The organism is Streptomyces sp. NPDC044064 (assembly GCF_056434245.1).
Genome location: NZ_JBWKFN010000004.1, coordinates 208377 through 225785, shown reverse-complemented (window position 1 = coordinate 225785; position 17409 = coordinate 208377). Strand labels below are relative to the sequence as shown.

Sequence of the window (17409 nt, the reverse complement as noted above, 5' to 3'; positions counted from 1 at the left end):
AAGTGGCAGCGACCGCCGACGAGACCGAAGAGCACACCGACGCGTCCGACGCGGCCCAGGCCCCGCGCCGCCGCCCCGGCAGGATCGCGCTGGCGGTCAGCGTCTTCGGCGAACTCCTCATCACGGCGGGCGTGTTGCTGGGCCTGTTCGTCGTCTACTCGCTCTGGTGGACGAACGTGATAGCGGACCGCAAGGCGGACCGGGAGGCCGACAAGGTCCGCGACCACTGGGCCCAAGCCGCCGACTCCGGCCCCGGCGCGCTGGACACCAAGGACGGCATCGGCTTCCTGCACGTGCCGTCGATGCGCAACGGCGAGGTCCTGGTCGAGAAGGGCACGGGTACGGACGTCCTCAACGACGGCGTGGCCGGCTACTACACGGACCCGGCCAAGGCCATGCTGCCCATGACCGGCAAGAAGGGCAACTTCACCCTCGCCGCCCACCGGGACGGTCACGGCGCGAAGTTCCACAACATCGACAAGGTGGAGGAGGGCGACCCGATCGTCTTCGAGACGAAGGACGACTGGTACGTCTACAAGGTGTACTCGATCCTCCCCGAGACCTCGAAGTACAACGTCAAGGTCCTCTCCCAGATCCCCAAGGAGTCCGGCAGGAAGAAGCCGGGCCACTACATCACCCTGACGACGTGCACCCCGGTCTACACCTCCGAGTACCGCTACGTGGTGTGGGGCGAACTGGTCCGGGTCCAGAAGGTGGACAGCAAGCGGACACCGCCGGCGGAGCTGCGCTGAGGTGACTGCTCCAGAACCTTCAGCGGTTCGCAGGCGCTCCACTCTTCCAGCTCGCTTCGGTGGTCCTCCACCACGGATCCGAGCGTCTTGACGGTGACCTCGAAGTACGCCGCCACCATCGCCGTAGTCACAGCGTGCGATCGCAGCCCGCGCCGTACACGCGGATGGGCCCCCGCCGGGAAGTTCCGGCAGGGGCCCATTCACGTGTGTGCGGGGTGTCACCCGCTGGTGCCGCCGAAGATGTTCGTCCCGCCGTTGTTGCCGTTGCCGCCGCCCTGGTCCACCGTGATCAGGGTGACCGTGTCGCCCTGGTTGACCGTGGTGCCCGGTTGCGGGTTGGAGGCGACGACGATGGCGTTGTCGTCCTGGGAGCCCTGGACGGCGACCTGAAGGCCCGCCTGCTGGAGCATCTGCCGGGCGTCCTTCAGCTTCTGCTGCAGGACCTGCGGGACCTGCGTCTGCTGCTGGCCCTGCGCCTTGCCGACGTTGATCACCACGTTGGTGTTCTTGGAGACCTGCTCGCCCGCCTGCGGGTTGGTCGAGAGGACCTTGCCGTCATCGTCGGGGTTGTTCGTGGCGGTGTCGGTGCAGGTCGGCACCAGGCCGAGGTTCTGCAGCTCGGTCTTGGCGTCGTCGCAGGACTTGCCGACGAGGTCGCTGGGGATCGTGATCTTCTCCTCGGCCTTGGCGACCGTGAGGGTGATCGTGGAGCCCTTCTGCTTCTTCGTGCCGCCCGGGGGGTTCTCGTCGGTGACGACACCCGGGGTCTGCGAGGAGACCTCGACCTTCTTCTCGACCGTGAAGCCCTTGTCCTTCAGCTGGGACTCGGCGTCGTCGAACTGGATGCCGCGGACGTCCGGCACGGTGACCTTGGGGGCGCCCGTCGACACCACCAAGTTGATCGTGTCGCCCTTCTTGACGTCCGTACCGGCCTGGGGGTCCTGGGAGCAGACGTTGCCCTTCGGCTGGGCGTCGCAGGGCTTGAAAGTGGGCTTTGCCAGTTTCAGGTCCCGGTTGACGGCCATCTTCTGGGCGGTGGCGTAGCTGTTGCCGATGAAGTGCGGGGCTCCGAACGTCTCGTTCGTGTTCTTCTGGCTGAAGACCCACTTCCCGATCAGGATCGCGCCGATCAGGACCAGGACGGCCGCGACCACGAGGAGGATCGTGGAGGTGTTGTTCTTCTTCTGCTGACGGCGCCGGTCGGGGCGGTCGTCGTAGCCGAATCCGCCCTCGTCCGGGTTCATCGGCGGGAGCATGGTCGTCGCTCCCGCGTCGGCGCCGGGACGCAGTGCCGTCGTCGGCTGGTCGTCGGGGTAGCCGCCGTAGCCGACCGCGCCCATCGCGGCCGTCGCCGCGACCGGCTGGCCGTCGAGGCAGGCCTCGATGTCGGCGCGCATCTCGTCGGCGGACTGGTAGCGGTAGTCCGGGTCCTTGACCAGCGCCTTCAGGACGATGGCGTCCATCTCGGGGGTGATCTCGGGGTCGAAGACGCTCGGGGCCTGCGGCTCCTCGCGGACGTGCTGGTAGGCCACGGCCACCGGGGAGTCGCCCACGAAGGGCGGCCGCACCGTCAGCAGCTCGTACAGGAGACAGCCGGTCGAGTAGAGGTCCGACCGGGCGTCGACCTGCTCGCCCTTGGCCTGCTCCGGGGAGAGGTACTGCGCCGTACCGATGACCGCCGCGGTCTGGGTCATGGTCATGCCGGAGTCGCCCATGGCGCGGGCGATGCCGAAGTCCATCACCTTGACCTGGCCGTTGCGCGTCAGCATGACGTTCGCCGGCTTGATGTCACGGTGGACGATGCCGCTGCGGTGGGCGTACTCCAGGCCCTGGAGGATGCCGATGGTCATCTCCATCGCACGCTCGGGCAGGAGCTTGCGGCCGGAGTGGAGCAGCTCACGGAGCGTCGAGCCGTCGACGTACTCCATCACGATGTACGGGATCGAGACCCCGTCGATGTAGTCCTCGCCCGTGTCGTAGACCGCGACGATGGCGGGATGGTTGAGCGAGGCGGCCGACTGGGCCTCCCGGCGGAAGCGGGCCTGGAAGGACGGATCGCGCGCGAGGTCCGCGCGCAGCGTCTTCACCGCCACGGTGCGGCCGAGCCGGGTGTCATGCGCGAGGTAGACCTCCGCCATGCCACCACGGCCGAGCACCTGGCCCAGCTCGTACCGGCCGCCGAGGCGACGCGGCTCTTCCATAGCTACCTACCAGCCCTCTCCGTGGGTCTCGGCCGCGCACGTCCGTGTGCGGCCGAAGGCTGCCGTCCGGGCCTACCGTACCCGGCTCGCGTTGTGTGACCTGGCCAAGCCCGTAACCCGATACAGGACCGGTATCGCAACGTGCAACGATGTGAAGGGGACGTGTGCAGGGTCACTTCTGGGACTTGATGACCGCCTCCATGACGTTCTTCGCGATCGGGGCGGCCAGGCCGCCACCGGAGATGTCGTCGCGGTTGGCGTTCTCGTCCTCGACCACCACGGCCACGGCGACCGGCGAGCTGCCGTCGCTGAGCCTGGCGTAGGAGATGAACCACGCGTACGGGTTGGCGCTGTTCGCCACACCGTGCTGGGCGGTACCCGTCTTGCCACCGACGGTGACGCCGCCGCCGATCTGCGCCTTCTGGCCCGTGCCGCTCTTGACGACGGTCTCCATCATCGACTGCAGGATCTGCGCGTTCGTCGGCGACAGCGGGCGGCTCAGCTCCTTCGGCTCGGTCTTGGCGACCGGGTCGACGTTGGAGGACTGCAGCTCGTCGACCATGTACGGCTTCATCAGCTTGCCGTCGTTGGCGACGGCCGAGGCGACCATGGCCATCTGCAGCGGGGTGGCCGCGGTGTTGTACTGGCCGATGGAGGACAGGGCGGTCTGCGAGGAGTTCATGTTCTCGGAGAACACCGAGGCGTTGGCGCGGACCGGGGTGAACTGCTCGGAGTCGAAGCCGAACTTCTGGGCCTCGGCCAGCATCTTGTCGTTGCCGAGGTCGGCGCCGATCTTGCCGAAGACGGTGTTGCAGGAGACCCGCAGCGCCTCACGCATGTTCGCGTTCTTGCAGGGGATGTTCCCCTCGTTCTTCAGCTCGGTCGTGGTGCCCTTCATGATGTAGGGCAGCGGGGAGTCGGTGTTCTCGTCCGCCGACTTGTACAGCCCGTTCTCCAGCGCGGCCGCGGCCGTGACCACCTTGAAGGTGGAGCCCGGCGGGTAGGTCTCGCGCAGCGCCCGGTTCAGCATCGGGTCGGCCGGGTTGTTCTTCTTCTGGAGCTTGGTCCAGTTCTTGGAGTCCACGTCGGTGGAGTTGCCCGCGAAGGACGAGGGGTCGTACGACGGGTACGAGGCGAGCGCGAGGATCTTGCCGGTGGACGGGTCGAGGGCGACCACGGCGCCCTTGCCGCCCTGGTTCTTGAGGCCCTCGTACGCCTGCTTCTGCGCGGCCGCGTTCAGCGTGGTGACGACGTTGCCGCCCTGCTTCTGCTTGCCCGTGATCATGTCGAGGGTGTTGCGGAAGAAGAGCCGGTCGTCGTTGCCGGTGAGGATGCCGTCGTTGATCTTCTCCAGCTGGCTGCTGTCGAAGGCCTGCGAGGAGTAGCCGGTGACCGGGGCCCACATGGGCCCGTTCTTGTACGTGCGCTTGTACTTGAAGTCGCCGCTCTTGGACTCGACGGATCCGGTTATCGGGTCGCCGTCGACGATGATGTCGCCCCGCGGGTTCGCGTACCGCTCGATGGCGACCCGGCGGTTGTTCTTGTCGGTGCGCAGCGAGTCGGACTTGACGTACTGGAGCCAGTTGTCGCGGATCAGCAGGGCCATGACGAGGAGTCCGCAGAAGATCGCGATCCGGCGCAGGGGCTTGTTCATGACGGGCGGACCACCTGGGTCATCTCGGCGTCGGGGTTGGCCGCGGGCGTGGGCGCCGGCCGGCGGGCGGTGTCGCTGATGCGGATCAGGATGCCGATCAGCGCCCAGTTGGCGATCACGGAGGAACCGCCGTAGGCGAGGAACGGCATCGTCATACCGGTCAGCGGGATGAGACCCATCACACCGCCGGAGACGACGAACACCTGGAGGGCGAAGGCGCCGGACAGGCCGATCGCGAGCAGCTTGCCGAACGGGTCACGGGCGGCGAGGGCGGTGCGCACACCGCGCTCCACGATCAGGCCGTAGATCAGCAGGATCGCCATGATGCCTGCCAGGCCCAGCTCCTCGCCGAAGGTGGCGAGGATGAAGTCGGAGTTGGCGGCGAACCGGATCAGCTCGGAGTGGCCCTGGCCCCAGCCGGTGCCGAGGGTGCCGCCGGAACCGAACGCCCACAGGGCCTGCTGGAGCTGGTCGGAGTGGACTCCGGTGACGCCCGGGGTGCGGCTGAGCACGTACTCGTGCATCGGGTCGAGCCACGCCTGGACACGCACCTGGATGTGCGGCTCGAAGCTCGCCACGCCGACGGCGCCGACGGCGGACATCAGCAGACCGAAGACGATCCAGCTGGTCCGCTCGGTGGCGACGTACAGCATGATGACGAACATTCCGAAGAACAGCAGCGACGTACCGAGGTCGGTCTCGAAGACCAGGATGAGGATCGAGATCGCCCAGACGACGAGGATCGGGCCGAGGTCGCGGCCGCGCGGCAGGTACAGGCCCATGAAGCGGCGGCTGGCCAGGGCCAGCGCGTCCCGCTTGACCATCAGGTAGCCGGCGAAGAAGACCGCGAGCACGATCTTGGCGAACTCACCGGGCTGGATGGTGAAGCTGCCGACCTGGATCCAGATCTTGGCGCCGTAGACGTCGGCGCCGAGGCCCGGGACCAGCGGGAGCAGCAGCAGGAACAGCGAGGCCGCCATGGAGATGTACGTGTAGCGCTGCAGCGTGCGGTGGTCCTTGAGGAAGAACAGCACGGCGACGAAGAGCGCGATGCCCATCGCGGTGTAGATCAGCTGGTTGGTCGCCTTGCCGCCGGCCACGCCGATGCCCTGGAGCAGCTTGGACTGGTCCAGTCGCCAGATGGCGACCAGGCCGAGACCGTTGAGCAGGGTGGCCAGGGGCAGCAGCAGCGGGTCGGCGTACGGGGCGAACTTGCGTACGACGAAGTGGGCGATGCCAGCCAGCAGGCCGAGGCCCAGGCCGTAGGCCAGCAGGCCCGCGGGCACCTGGTCGTTGAGGGCCAGGCCCACGTTGGCGTAGGCGAACACCGGGATGGCCACGGCGAAGATCAGCAGGGCCAGTTCGGTGTTGCGGCGGCTCGGTGCGCCGATCGCGCCGATCGTGGACGTGTGGTGGGTCGACGAATTCGAAGTACTGCTCATCGTGTGACAGGGCCTCTCACGGCTTTACTGCTTGCCGCACTGATCGACGACCTTCTGCTCATCCTCGGAGAGGCTCGGGCCGGGGTTGGGCGTCGCGGTCGCGGTCGGGGTCGGGGACTTGGACGAGGGAGACTTCGTGGAGGCCGACGGGTTCGGCGTCGGTGATGCCTTGGACGTGAAAGCGGTACGGGTGGTTCCCGTGGTGCCTCCGGCCTGGCCCTGGCCCGTCTTGGCGTTCTTGTCGGTCTCCGCGGCCGTGCGTTCCGCCTGCTTCCGGCAGGCGGAGGCCTGCACGGCCAGTGCCTCGATCTTCGTCTGGGCCCGCTGCAGATCACCTGCGGCGATCGTGTTCTTGACCTGCTTCTGCTGGTAGGGCGGCAGGTACTTGAGTTCGATCTCGGGGTGGTCCTTCTCCACCTTCGAGAGCGACACCCAGGCCAGGTCCTGGCTGATGCCGCGGTACAGGGCCACGTGCTCGCCGCTGGTGCCGACGTAGTACTGCGTCTGCGTCCAGCGGTAGCCGCTGTAGAGGCCGCCGCCGATGACCGCGAGGGCCAGGCCGCCGTAGAGGGATCGCTTCAGCCACTTGCGGCCCTTGCGCGGCTTGACGAAGTCCTCGTCGCTGTAGTCGCCGAAGCTGCCGCTCGGGATGTAGCCGGTGTCGCCGGAGCCGGGCGGGCCGAACTCGCCGCCGCCCTGTCCGTGGCCCTGGCGGCCGAGGTGCGAGGCGCGGCCGGCCGGGGTCTGCATGATGCCGTTGTCGTGCAGGTGGTGCTGGTTCTCGGCGACGGCGCCGACCACGACCGGGGTGTCGGAGAGCTGCCCGGCGAGGGTGTCTCCGGTGTCCAGGTCGAGGACGTCGGCGACGATGACGGTGATGTTGTCGGGGCCGCCGCCGCGCAGTGCGAGCTGGATCAGCTCCTGCACGGTCTCCTGCGGGCCCTGGTAGCTGGCGAGGGTCTCCTCCATCGTCTGGTGGGAGACGACGCCGGACAGGCCGTCGGAGCAGATCAGGTAGCGGTCGCCGGCCCGGACCTCGCGGATCGACAGGTCGGGTTCGACGTGGTCGCCGCTGCCGAGGGCGCGCATCAGCAGGGAGCGCTGCGGGTGGGTGGTGGCCTCTTCCTCGGTGATACGGCCCTCGTCGACGAGCCGCTGCACCCAGGTGTGGTCCTGGGTGATCTGGGTCAGCACACCGTCGCGCAGCAGGTACGCCCGCGAGTCGCCCACGTGCACGAGACCGAGCCGCTGCCCGGTCCACAGCAGGGCGGTGAGGGTGGTGCCCATGCCCTCGAGCTGTTGGTCCTCCTCGACCATGGCGCGCAGCTGGTCGTTGGCGCGCTGCACGGCGGTACCGAGGGAGGTGAGGATGTCGGAGCCGGGCACGTCGTCGTCGAGCGTGACCAGGGTGGAGATGACCTCGGAGGAGGCGACCTCGCCGGCCGCCTGGCCGCCCATGCCGTCGGCGATGGCGAGCAGGCGCGGACCCGCGTAACCGGAGTCCTCGTTGCCCTCCCGGATCATGCCTTTGTGCGATCCGGCGGCGAAGCGCAGGGACAGGCTCATGCGCACCTCGCCAGTCGGCTCCGGGTACAGCCGGTCGTGTCGAGCCACACTGCCCACCCTCCGGTCGGGAGCGCGCCGGAGACCGGGGTGCGGCCTGCCGCTGCGTGCTCGCTCCGCTCGCTCATTGTCGTACTACTTCCGCAGCTCGATGACGGTTTTGCCGATGCGGATCGGCGCGCCCAGCGGGATCGGTGTGGGGGTCGTCAGCCGGGACCGGTCCAGGTAGGTGCCGTTGGTGGAGCCGAGATCCTCGACGATCCACTGGCCGTCGCGGTCCGGGTAGATCCTGGCATGGCGGCTGGAGGCGTAGTCGTCGTCCAGCACGATCGTGGAGTCGTGTGCCCGGCCCAGGCTGACGGTCTGGCCCTGCAGCGCGACGGTGGTGCCGGTCAGTGTGCCTTCGGTCACAACCAGTTTGCTGGGGGCGTTGCGGCCGCGCCGCCCGCCGCCGCCCTGCTGGGCGCGCTGCTGCGGCGGTGCGGGCTGCTGCCGGGCGGCCTGCTGCGGACGCGCGGCCTCCCTGCGCGCGCCGCGCTGGGTGACACGCGTACCGAACAGGTCGCTCCGGATGACCTGCACGGCCACGATCACGAACAGCCACAGTACGGCCAGGAAACCCAGCCGCATGACCGTGAGGGTCAGCTCTGACATTGCCCCCGCTTCACCCTTCGGCTTGCCGGTAAATGATGGTGGTGCTGCCCACGACGATCCGCGAGCCGTCGCGGAGCGTAGCGCGGGTGGTGTGTTGCCCGTCCACCACGATGCCGTTGGTGGAACCGAGGTCCTGGATCGTCGAGGGCGTTCCGGTCCGGATCTCGCAGTGCCGGCGGGAGACGCCGGGGTCGTCGATCCGCACGTCGGCGTCGGTGCTGCGGCCCATCACCAGCGTCGGGCGGGAGATCTGGTGGCGGTTGCCGTTGATCTCGATCCAGTAGCGGGTGCGCCCGCCGCTCGCCGGGGCGGCCGAGGGCCGCTGCGGGGCGGGCTGAGGGTAGCCGTAGCCGCCGGGGCGCCCGCCGGGCGGCGGCGCGGACGGCATCGGAGGCGCACCGGAGGGAGCGGCGGGCGGGTAGCCGGAGCCGGCCTGGCCGGGGCGGCCGGCCGGAGCCGAGGGGGCCGCGCCCTGCTGGCTGGCCGAGGAGGCGAGGGTGCGCGAGCGAACCCGGTAGAGCCCGGTGTCGAGGTCGTCCGCCTTCTCCAGGTTGACCTTGATCGGGCCCATGAAGGTGTAGCGCTGCTGCTTGGCGTAGTCGCGCACCATGCCGGCGAGCTCGTCGCCGAGCTGCCCGGAGTAGGGGCTGAGGCGCTCGAAGTCCGGCGCGCTCAGCTCCACGATGAAGTCGTTGGGGACCACGGTGCGGTCCCGGTTCCAGATGGTGGCGTTGTTGTCGCACTCGCGCTGGAGCGCACCGGCGATCTCCACCGGCTGGACCTCGGACTTGAAGACCTTGGCGAAGGTGCCGTTGACCAGACCTTCGAGGCGCTGCTCGAACTTCTTCAGGACTCCCATGGGGCACCTCCTCCGTCGCTGACGCTGCTTCCTTGCCCTGCTCTGTGCCGCTGTCCTGCCCGGTACTGCTTACTGATCGTATCTACGCGTCCGGCAATCAGCCGGTTCCCCGATCAGCTCCCCTTCGAACTCCTCCAGACAAGGATCGTAGAGGCGGGCACTGACCAGTGTCCCGCACCCTGCTGTGGTCCTGGTCCGTCTCCTGGGGAGATGCCGGTGACCGGTACGAGGTTGATACGTGAACAGGGACTCCCTGAAACGCGGCCGCGTGGCCGGTGCGCTGCGGGGTCCGGCGGCCGGGAAGGGATGTGAACCCACCCCGTACGACGTGCTAATGTTCTGCATGTCGGAAGGGGCCAGCCCGAAAGGGACGAAGCCGGAAGACACACCCAATGCGCGGGTGGCGGAATAGGCAGACGCGCTGGATTCAGGTTCCAGTGCCCGCAAGGGCGTGGGGGTTCAACTCCCCCCTCGCGCACAACGAGAAACCGATGAAACGGGTCTCTGCCGGTGACGGAAGTCACGGTAGGGGCCCTTTTCTCGTTGTGTCCGGGTTTGTGAGGGATCGCACAGTCGGAGAACGACGCAGCCCGCCCGTGAGCGATTTCACGGACGGGGCCAAGGGTTTTGCTGCGGATGATGTCGAGTTGTTACCGGGGTCGGCCCGGTTAGGCGGCGGGTGCGAGGTGGCCGGTCGGGGTCCAGATCTTCGGTTCTTTCGTCTGGCGGCGGTGGTGGGTGCGCCGTCGTGGGCGTTCGCCCCCGAGGGACAGCGTGTCCAGCCACTTCTTGATCTTCCGGCGGTTGGCGTGGGCCAGCTGGAAGGCGAGCAGGATCGTTTGGGCTGCGATGCCGCGGACGCGGCGGGAGCCGGCCGACTCGATGCCCTCGGCGAGGGGGTTCTTCGTGTAGCCGTTGTAGCCCTCGACGCTGTTGCGGAGCCGGAAGTAGACCTTCTGCCATTGCGTGCCGCCGTACTCCAGGGCCTGCCAGTGCTTGGCGCCGGTCTCGGGGCTGATGGTGATGGTGCGCCGGCGGCAGACCTTCAGGGGGCCGACCGGGCTGGGCTCCGGGTCGACCAGCGGGAGATGGATCCCGCGGCCCATGGTGCGGGGCTTGATGGGGCACTGGGCCTTGCCTGCCTCGGCGGGGCACATCATCCGCTGGTAGCCGTCGGCGTCGGCGTTCTCCTTGGGCATCAAGCGGTAGCTGCGGCGGGCCGCGACCAGCCGGACCCAGGTCTCCCGGTCGATGCGGTCGGCGTGGAGGTCGAGGGTGGCGTTGATGAGGGGTTGAGGCATGGAGGGGCGTACCAGCGGCCCTCGACGAGAATCGCTCCGTGGGTTCCGCCCTGACGGGCCAGTCCAGGTAGCGGCGACCCGGCAGCACAGGGCAGGCGTCCCCACAGCCCATCGTGATGACGATGTCGGCGGCCTCCTGCGCAGCAACGGGTTCAGGAGGTGCGCGACAGCAGCCCTGCTGTCTGATGGGCACCGAATCGACCTACACGGCGGGAAACGATCAGTTGGCGCCGGACTCGTGCGGCGCAGTGATCGTGCGGCGTTGGCTGTCCATCGACAGCCTGACCGTCGCCTAGTTCTCGGACTCACCCTCGGCCGACAACATCCCGGAGCCCGGAGACGTCCCCTCGGGGGACGGGAGCGCATCGGCGCGTTTGGTCGCCCTTCAGGGAGCTGTTGGTGTGGCGGTCGAGGCCGGCGTCTTTCCGGGCTGGGTGGGCTGTCCGGTGAAGACGACGAGGTGCCACGTCCCCTTGTCGCGGGTCACCGTGAAGGTGTCGTTCATGGGTTTGCCCGCCTTGTCGGTGGCGGAGAGATGGGCACTGCCGGTGTTGGGGCCCATGTCGTGGTTGATCTCGAGGTTGCTGATCTTCCATCCCCGTCCGCCCTTGTCGGCGAGGATCTTTGAGGCTTCTCGTCTCGACCAGGGCTCGTCCTTCACGCCGCCGATCCGGATGAGACCGGTCGTGCTGCGTGCGTTGAGAGCAGAGATGTAGTCAGTGACGGCCTGGCGCGCGCCGTCAGTCGGTGAGGCAGCAGGTTTGGCTTCACCCTTGTTTGACGAGCAGCCGGCGAGGGCCAGTAACGCGAGCGCGGCGACGGCGATGCGGCGACGGTTCATGGCAGGGTTCCTTCTTCTCCTGTGAGGGGTCGGCAGCCTGTCATGTGCGATGGGCGTACCACCAGGTGTTCGGGTGGTCGGAGACGAGCGTGTTCACGGGCTTGTTGTGCGTGTCGTAGGTGTGATACGTGAGGTAGGGAATGCCCCTGTACTTCTTGGTGACGAACATCGAGTGATCGATGACGTTGTTGCGGTTCCAGTCGGCCTGGAGAACATCCGAAGCGAGCAGGTCGTACACGTTGCGAAGTGCTTTCGTCCGCTTCGAGTGCTTGATCGCGAACCAGTACCAGTTCTCGGCTCCGCCCCAGGTGTACGAAGTCCAGAGACTGGTGGGTCCGTAGAACCAGTACTTGTTGCTTGTGCGCTGGATGATGGAGCCGCCCGCAGGCTTCCAGCCGCCGGCGAGCATGATCTGCGACAGGAAGTTCGTGCAGTCATTGCCGCCGTAGGTGCGGAAGGCGGAGTTGTGGTGCTTCCAGTGCTTGTCCGCGTAGGCGATCATCTTGTTGTAGCTGTACGCGGCTGTCGCCGCGGGTTTCACAGCTCCAGGGCCGGTTTCGGTGCCGGTATCGCCAGGCGGTGTGGTGCTGGAACCCTCACCCTTGGGGCCCTCGTCCTCGTCCGCGGTTCCACCCCCGTCCGTCGTCTCCGGCTCCACATCGACGTCGGAGACCTGTGTGGTCGGCGTGGGGCCGCCCTCGCTGTCGGCTTTGTCGGAGGCCAGGAGCCACGTGCCGTCGTCGGCCTGTTTGAACTTGACCGTATGCGGGACGGACAGCTCCTCGTATTCGGGAGCACCGTCCTCGACTTCCTTCTGCGTGAACGGAAAGTACAGACGGGTGTCTTCGGTGACTCGAAGCGTGGCCTGCTGACCGTCGACCGTGGAGTCGTCGACACTGACGTCGACCTGGGCCTTGGTGTAGGTGGTGCCGACCTTCTCGTACCGCTCCCTCTTGGCGGCCAGAGCGGACAGATCGTTCAGCGTCTGAGCCGACATGGCGGGCGTTGCCCTGATGCGGGCTGCGACACCCCGGAGAGTGGGCGGGCTGGTCGTGAGCATGTCGGCGCGCTGCTGAAGGTAGCCCTCGGCAAGCTGTGACAGTGACGACGTGGTGGCGTCCGCCGAGGAACTGGCGTCACTCGGGACGGCGCTCGCGGGTATGTCGACGAGTGCGAGTATCGCCGCCGTGCCGGCCGCGGCGAAGGCGAGTCTGCGCTGCGCGGGGCGCATGAGACCTCCTGATCATGAGCTGACTGGTCGTCGTCAGCCTGCATGGAAGGAGATCAGATCCGGGCGGAGCGTTCCCTTCTGGCTCTTTTCCTGCTAGGGAATGTCCGATTCCTCAGCTCGTGACGCTTCAGTCTCAACAGGTACCTGCTCAGCCGGTGAGGGACACTGCCCGACGCCCACGCGTCGCGCTGTTGACGATGTCCCGCCGGGCGGTCATGCCGTGGATCTCGCGGGCGCCGGACCGCCCGTTGGAGTTACCTCACACCCCCATTGGGGTGATGTTGAACCAGTCACGGATTGGCTGCTGGGGGAAGCTCATAGGCGCAGGTCACAGGCGCACTGACGGAGCGATGTGCGCCGTCGTGTCCGGGGATTTTGCGGGAACCGAGTGTTTAGCTAGACCTAAAGGTGGCATCCTTGAGGCAGCGGCAACATCCGCTGTCGTCATATGAGTTGGGGGTCATGCCGTGAGCTTCTTCGCTCGCAGTGAGAGTAGCGCCGAATTAGCCGGCGCTCAGTTGGCGCGGCAGGCAACAGCTTCCCTCGCGGGCTTGTTGGCAGGGCTGGGAAAGACGCGTTCGGATCTCGCCAAGGCCATGGGTGTCAGCCCTGGTCGGGTCAGTCAGATCATGTCGGGTGACGCAAATCTGACGGTGCGTACGTTGGCTGCGGCAGCGGAAGCGCTGGGCGCTGACGTCGAGATCAGGTTTTCTCCCCGCCGCCCACACACCGTAGAGGGGCAGTCCGCGAGCAGCGGAGAGTCCTCGCCTTTGCGTGGAAGTGGCATCCCTACGCATCGATGACCCTGTCAGGCTGCCGACCAGGGACTTGCGAGTTTCTGGTGAGGCCGACTGCCGCGACTAGGGACGGTTGCGGCGGAGGCTGAATCCTCGCCGTTGCTGAGGCAGCGCGGAACTGTGGAAGGCATCGTTGGACAGTGCCTTGGAGCGCAGTGCCTCGAGGTCGGCATGTTCCGTCCGGCGGCCATGCACGTAGGCGTACAGCAACAGGTCTCCGCAGCGGTTGCTGGCTTCACCGAAAGCACTGCGGCACTGATAGACCTCTTCCTCGGTCGGCTCCCGCATCCAGGCGATGTGGATTTCACGGCGGGCCTCATCCGTCTTCGTCTGCACCTCAAGCGCGTTGATCATGGCTTTGTCGGCAGCGTCGAAGAGGTTGGTGACCGCTTTGGCGAGTGGGGGATGCCGGTCCACCAGGTAGTTCTTGAGTTCGTGTACGAACACACGGAGCTGCGTTGACTTCTCGAAGCCGTCCATGAACTGGTCACACCAGCGGCGAGCATCCAGCCGCATGCGGTACTCGAGTCGTTCCCTGAACCAGGCAATGCCCAGTGTCATGAACTTGACGTAGGGCTGAGTCGTGTCGTCCTGCCTCTTGCGCGGCATGGTCGTGATCCCGGTGGCCAGGCCTGCGGCGATCGGAGGCAGCTTCGCCAGGTGCGGAAGCGCCAGCCCGGCGGCGATCCCGACTGCGCCGGTCAAAGCGAGAACCAGGAGCGTCAGTCCGGTGGATCTCCAGCTGCCCAGCAGCCGGCCCTTGCCAGCGGAATGGCGGGCTAAGCCGATCCACGCAACGCCGGCGCTGAGGGCGGCCGGTAACGCGTAACCGGCGAGCCAGCTGTGGTGGTACCAGGTCATGAACGGCCCCAAGTCGCGCATGGACAGGTAGGACCGTCGCAGGCGAGCAGAGGGGCGAACTGGGCTCCCCCTCGGCGTGTGCGCCCAGCCCCCACGCTGCAGGCCTACAGGGAGAGGGCTGCCGCGAGTACCGCAGATGATGTCACCCGCAGTTGCCCTGCGGCGTTACTTTGAGCAACAAGTGACCACCGGCTGCGGTGATCCAGCCACTTTGTGCCTCGCAACGGCCGGGGCCCTCGCCCGGCACCTCGGCGGGAACCCGCCACCGCCGCAACTTGAGGCCGGGATACCTGGACTGGCTCGACGACCTGGCCCACCCCGGATCCAGCCTCGGTCCGGAGTATCCCCGCAACCGTCACGGAAGAGTCCCTGGCCTGGGGCATGGGAAAAACCACTCGGCAGTGCGGGAAACGATCTGAGTAAGCTGCAGGTAGGCCCTGACCAGCGCATTTCGTCGGTTCCCCAAAACGAGAAACCGATGAAACGGGTCTCTGCCGGTGACGGAAGTCACCGCAGGGGCCCGTTTCTCGTTGTGTCCGGGTTTGTGAGGGATGGCACAGTCTGGAGATCGCCGCGGCCCGCCCCGCCGGTGAGTTATTTCACGGACGGGGCCAAGGGTTCTGCCGCGGGTGATGCCGTGTTGTTACCGAGGCCGGCCCGGCCGGGCGGCAGGTGTGCCGTTCTGGTCCGCGTGGATCACGCACCGGCTCGGCGCGGATGGCCGCCCTTCAGGAGGCAGCCGGGGTGGCGGTCGAGGCCGGTGTCCTGCCGGGCGCGGTGGGCCGTCCGGTGAAGACGACGAGGTGCCACGTCCCCTTGTCGCGGGTCACCGTGAAGGTGTCGTTCATGGGTTTGCCTGCCTTGTCCGTGGCGGCGAGATGGGCACTGCCGGTGTCGGGGCCCATGGCGTGGTTGATCTCGAGATCGCTGATCTTCCATCATCGTCCGCCCTTGTCGGCGAGGATCTTCGCTGCTTCCCGTCGCGACCAGGGCTCGTCCTTCAGCGGGTTTGGCTTCGTCTTTGTCCGACGAGCAGCCGGACAGGGCCAGTGACGCGAGCGCGGCGACGGCGGTGGGGCGACGGTTCACGGCAGGGCTCCTTCTTTGACGTCGTACGGTCAGACGGCGAGCAGACTCCGGCGGTACCACCCCGCCGACTCGGCGAAGTCGGTCTCGAAGTCCGGGCCGGGGGTCAGACGCAGATCGCGCCAGAGCGGGGCACCGTCGAACCAGTGGTCGGTCCGCAGCATGTCGAGCGCGTGCGCCAACCGCGTGTCCGCCGCCAGGTGCGTCCGCGCACGGGACACCGACAGATCTTGTCGCGGCCAGGGGAGCGAGGCACACGCGGCAACCGCGCGCAGCAGCGTCGCCGCGCGGACCGGCACCGGGTGAGTCGCGTGGTACGTCATGGACTTGAGGTCGGCCGCGGGCGCGAGACCGGCACCGACCACGAGGCGGGCCAGGTCCCGCGCGGAAACCAGCGAGATCCTGGAGGTCCAGCCCTCGACGCTGCCGGGCAGCGCGCGCAGGAGCCGGGCGAGAGCCGGGACGACCCACATGTCCCCCGGGCCGTGGACCAGATGCGGACGCAGGACGGTCCCGCCGGCTTCGAGAACGGCGTCCTCGGCCGCGGCCCGGCTCATCGACGTGGGTGAACCCGGGTTCCGGACGAGCTGCCCGGGTGCGGCGTCCCGGAAGGTGCCGCGGCCGTAGACGGACGCCGTGCTGACATACACGATGCGGGACACCCCGGAGCGGCAGGCTTCGGCGACCAGGTTTCTCGTTCCCCGGGCGTTGACGGACTCGTTGCTGTCGGCTGCCGTGCCGATGTACGACGCGCAGTGCAGCACGACGTCCACCCCCTCGCACACGCCTCGCAGCGAGCCCGGGTCGGTGAGATCGGCGGGCACGATGCGATGCCCGGTCCCGGCGGCGGGCACCGGACGACTGTGCGACAGCAGGGTGAGGGCCACGCCCTGTCGCGCGGCCTCCTGGACCACATGGCCGCCGACGAAGCCCGCGGCGCCGGTGATCAGAACGGTACGCACGTTGAGACTCTCCGGATGACGTGTGGGGATCAGACGATCGGACGCCGCAGGGTCAGGTCCGCGGTGAAGACCTGCTCCCCCTGCTGAGTTCCGGTCACCTGCACCCGGAGGTCTCCTGCCGCGTCGGGGTCGTCGGCACGGGCCTCGATCCAGCACGGGACGTCGAGTTCGGCGTAGCGCGTGAACTCGGTTCGCAGACCCAGGAGAAGGGCGCTGGGCTGCCCTGTCGCAGCACGGGCGGCCTGTCGGGCGGCCTCGATCAGGACCATGCCGGGGACATGGTCCACCGGGTGGTCGAAGAAGCCCGCGTGCCCGGTGTCGACGCGGAGTTCCCACCGGGGTTCGCCGGGCTCGGCAGGAGCGGCGAGTACGACGTGCCCGGGGTTGCTGTGACCCACCTCGGCCGGGTCGACCGGTGCCGGAAGGACATGGCCGGTGGCGGTGGGGCGCCCGTCGCGCAGCCGTCGGTAGGCGGCGGGGCTGGTGCAGCTGAAGCCGGCGCCACCGGTGGCTATGGTCAGCCCGTCACGCCGGACGGAGACCTCGTAGCGCATGCCGGCGATGGTTCTGCCCCTGCGGACGATGTCGTGGCACACCGTGTGCAGTTCGACGTCGGTCGGGGCGGAGCCGACCTCGAACGCCGAAGCGGTGGCGGTGAAGAACATGTCCCGCATCAGGAACTGGTGGCCGAACGGGACTCCGTACTCGGCGTGGGCCAGCAGGCTTCCGGTCTGGCGGATCGACTCGACCATCAGCAGCTGATCCTGGTGGCCGCCCACCGGGGCGAAGAGGGCGTGACTGCGCGGCCACTGCGCCCGGACCACGAAGGGGTCGGAAGCGCCGTCCGAGGCCGTCGGGCCGGAACTCCAGCCGGTGAGGAACACCTCTGCCACGGAGGCGCGGTGGACGTACTCGCGGGGGACGGTGGTGGTGAGAAGAGGGCCTGCAACCGGACTGCGATCGATCATGGTTGTCTGGGCCGTGGTCGTCATGCGGCACTCCTGCTCTGCTCGAGGACAGGGGCCAGCCGGACGTGCGCCCATCCCCCCCGTCCCCCAACGGCAGGCGCACACCTCGAACATACAGACAGGTCGGCTTGATTTTAAAGTAAAAGATCTACAAAGTTGGGCGGATCTGTCCCGTTAACATGCCCGTCACACCCGTCTTACGCATCCGTCACATGTGAACTGGGCCTGCTGGAAGGG

At 67.8% G+C, this 17409-nt stretch carries 15 protein-coding genes and 1 tRNA gene; 3 read left to right on the top strand and 13 right to left on the bottom strand.

The genetic code is table 11. The features are described from left to right. The first annotated feature begins 2 nt into the window (after positions 1–2). Complete coding sequence (locus tag AC07DS_RS08705; RefSeq protein WP_479143764.1) at positions 3–752, top strand: class E sortase; 750 nt, start codon at positions 3–5, stop codon at positions 750–752. Between the two features lie 218 nt (positions 753–970). Here the strand turns inward: AC07DS_RS08705 and pknB are convergent, their stop codons facing one another. The 6 genes from pknB to AC07DS_RS08675 form a co-directional block, all read right to left on the bottom strand. Then, entirely contained in the window at positions 971–2953 is a 1983-nt protein-coding gene (gene pknB, locus AC07DS_RS08700; protein WP_479143763.1) for a Stk1 family PASTA domain-containing Ser/Thr kinase, read from the bottom strand. A 172-nt stretch (positions 2954–3125) separates the two neighbouring features. Then, complete coding sequence (locus AC07DS_RS08695; RefSeq protein ID WP_479143762.1) at positions 3126–4607, bottom strand: penicillin-binding transpeptidase domain-containing protein; 1482 nt, start codon at positions 4605–4607, stop codon at positions 3126–3128. Then, entirely contained in the window at positions 4604–6049 is a 1446-nt protein-coding gene (locus tag AC07DS_RS08690) for an FtsW/RodA/SpoVE family cell cycle protein (RefSeq protein WP_479143761.1), read from the bottom strand. Before AC07DS_RS08690 ends, AC07DS_RS08695 begins: the two co-directional genes overlap by 4 nt. 24 nt (positions 6050–6073) lie before the next feature. Next, positions 6074–7615 (bottom strand): Stp1/IreP family PP2C-type Ser/Thr phosphatase, encoded by a 1542-nt coding sequence (locus AC07DS_RS08685; RefSeq protein ID WP_479143931.1) that lies wholly within the window; start codon positions 7613–7615, stop codon positions 6074–6076. A gap of 132 nt (positions 7616–7747) precedes the next feature. Beyond that, positions 7748–8266 (bottom strand): FHA domain-containing protein FhaB/FipA, encoded by a 519-nt coding sequence (locus tag AC07DS_RS08680; RefSeq protein ID WP_479143760.1) that lies wholly within the window; start codon positions 8264–8266, stop codon positions 7748–7750. A gap of 10 nt (positions 8267–8276) precedes the next feature. Continuing rightward, positions 8277–9125, bottom strand: coding sequence for an FhaA domain-containing protein (locus AC07DS_RS08675; RefSeq protein WP_479143759.1), 849 nt, complete (start codon positions 9123–9125; stop codon positions 8277–8279). Positions 9126–9519: 394 nt separating this feature from the next. Here AC07DS_RS08675 and AC07DS_RS08670 point away from each other — a divergent pair. Beyond that, positions 9520–9603, top strand: a tRNA-Leu gene (locus AC07DS_RS08670). A gap of 190 nt (positions 9604–9793) precedes the next feature. Here the strand turns inward: AC07DS_RS08670 and AC07DS_RS08665 are convergent. The 3 genes from AC07DS_RS08665 to AC07DS_RS08655 form a co-directional block, all read right to left on the bottom strand. Beyond that, positions 9794–10426: a hypothetical protein gene (locus AC07DS_RS08665; RefSeq protein WP_479143758.1), complete on the bottom strand. Its 633-nt coding sequence runs from the start codon at positions 10424–10426 to the stop codon at positions 9794–9796. A gap of 385 nt (positions 10427–10811) precedes the next feature. Next, the gene (locus AC07DS_RS08660; RefSeq protein WP_479143757.1) at positions 10812–11267 is read right to left on the bottom strand and encodes a hypothetical protein; all 456 of its coding nucleotides are present in this window, start codon (positions 11265–11267) and stop codon (positions 10812–10814) included. A gap of 40 nt (positions 11268–11307) precedes the next feature. Next, positions 11308–12498 carry an amidase domain-containing protein gene (locus AC07DS_RS08655; protein ID WP_479143756.1) on the bottom strand — a complete coding sequence of 397 codons (1191 nt, stop codon included), beginning with the start codon at positions 12496–12498 and terminating at the stop codon, positions 11308–11310. Between the two features lie 467 nt (positions 12499–12965). Here AC07DS_RS08655 and AC07DS_RS08650 point away from each other — a divergent pair, with 467 nt between their 5' ends. Further along, complete coding sequence (locus tag AC07DS_RS08650; protein WP_479143755.1) at positions 12966–13301, top strand: helix-turn-helix domain-containing protein; 336 nt, start codon at positions 12966–12968, stop codon at positions 13299–13301. Positions 13302–13358: 57 nt separating this feature from the next. Here AC07DS_RS08650 and AC07DS_RS08645 read toward each other — a convergent pair whose 3' ends face one another. From AC07DS_RS08645 to AC07DS_RS08630, 4 genes are all read right to left on the bottom strand, one after another. Beyond that, a complete protein-coding gene (locus AC07DS_RS08645; protein ID WP_479143754.1) occupies positions 13359–14156 on the bottom strand; it encodes a hypothetical protein in 798 nt (265 codons plus the stop codon). Positions 14157–14884: 728 nt separating this feature from the next. Then, positions 14885–15061, bottom strand: a complete 177-nt coding sequence (locus tag AC07DS_RS08640; protein WP_479143753.1) for a hypothetical protein — start codon at positions 15059–15061, stop codon at positions 14885–14887. Positions 15062–15274: 213 nt separating this feature from the next. Beyond that, entirely contained in the window at positions 15275–16204 is a 930-nt protein-coding gene (locus AC07DS_RS08635) for an NAD-dependent epimerase/dehydratase family protein (RefSeq protein WP_479143752.1), read from the bottom strand. 29 nt (positions 16205–16233) lie between these two features. Then, the gene (locus AC07DS_RS08630) at positions 16234–17196 is read right to left on the bottom strand and encodes a ScbA/BarX family gamma-butyrolactone biosynthesis protein (protein WP_479143751.1); all 963 of its coding nucleotides are present in this window, start codon (positions 17194–17196) and stop codon (positions 16234–16236) included. Between the last annotated feature and the right edge of the window lie 213 nt (positions 17197–17409).

Excerpts from the sequence above, each read along its gene's own strand:
- pknB (WP_479143763.1), bottom strand. The coding sequence starts at position 2,953 with ATGGAAGAGCCGCGTCGCCTCGGCGGCCGGTACGAGCTGGGCCAGGTG.
- AC07DS_RS08695 (WP_479143762.1), bottom strand. The coding sequence starts at position 4,607 with ATGAACAAGCCCCTGCGCCGGATCGCGATCTTCTGCGGACTCCTCGTC.
- AC07DS_RS08690 (WP_479143761.1), bottom strand. The coding sequence starts at position 6,049 with ATGAGCAGTACTTCGAATTCGTCGACCCACCACACGTCCACGATCGGC.
- AC07DS_RS08685 (WP_479143931.1), bottom strand. The coding sequence starts at position 7,615 with ATGAGCCTGTCCCTGCGCTTCGCCGCCGGATCGCACAAAGGCATGATC.
- AC07DS_RS08680 (WP_479143760.1), bottom strand. The coding sequence starts at position 8,266 with ATGTCAGAGCTGACCCTCACGGTCATGCGGCTGGGTTTCCTGGCCGTA.
- AC07DS_RS08675 (WP_479143759.1), bottom strand. The coding sequence starts at position 9,125 with ATGGGAGTCCTGAAGAAGTTCGAGCAGCGCCTCGAAGGTCTGGTCAAC.
- AC07DS_RS08665 (WP_479143758.1), bottom strand. The coding sequence starts at position 10,426 with ATGCCTCAACCCCTCATCAACGCCACCCTCGACCTCCACGCCGACCGC.
- AC07DS_RS08660 (WP_479143757.1), bottom strand. The coding sequence starts at position 11,267 with ATGAACCGTCGCCGCATCGCCGTCGCCGCGCTCGCGTTACTGGCCCTC.
- AC07DS_RS08655 (WP_479143756.1), bottom strand. The coding sequence starts at position 12,498 with ATGCGCCCCGCGCAGCGCAGACTCGCCTTCGCCGCGGCCGGCACGGCG.
- AC07DS_RS08645 (WP_479143754.1), bottom strand. The coding sequence starts at position 14,156 with ATGACCTGGTACCACCACAGCTGGCTCGCCGGTTACGCGTTACCGGCC.
- AC07DS_RS08640 (WP_479143753.1), bottom strand. The coding sequence starts at position 15,061 with ATGGGCCCCGACACCGGCAGTGCCCATCTCGCCGCCACGGACAAGGCA.
- AC07DS_RS08630 (WP_479143751.1), bottom strand. The coding sequence starts at position 17,196 with ATGACGACCACGGCCCAGACAACCATGATCGATCGCAGTCCGGTTGCA.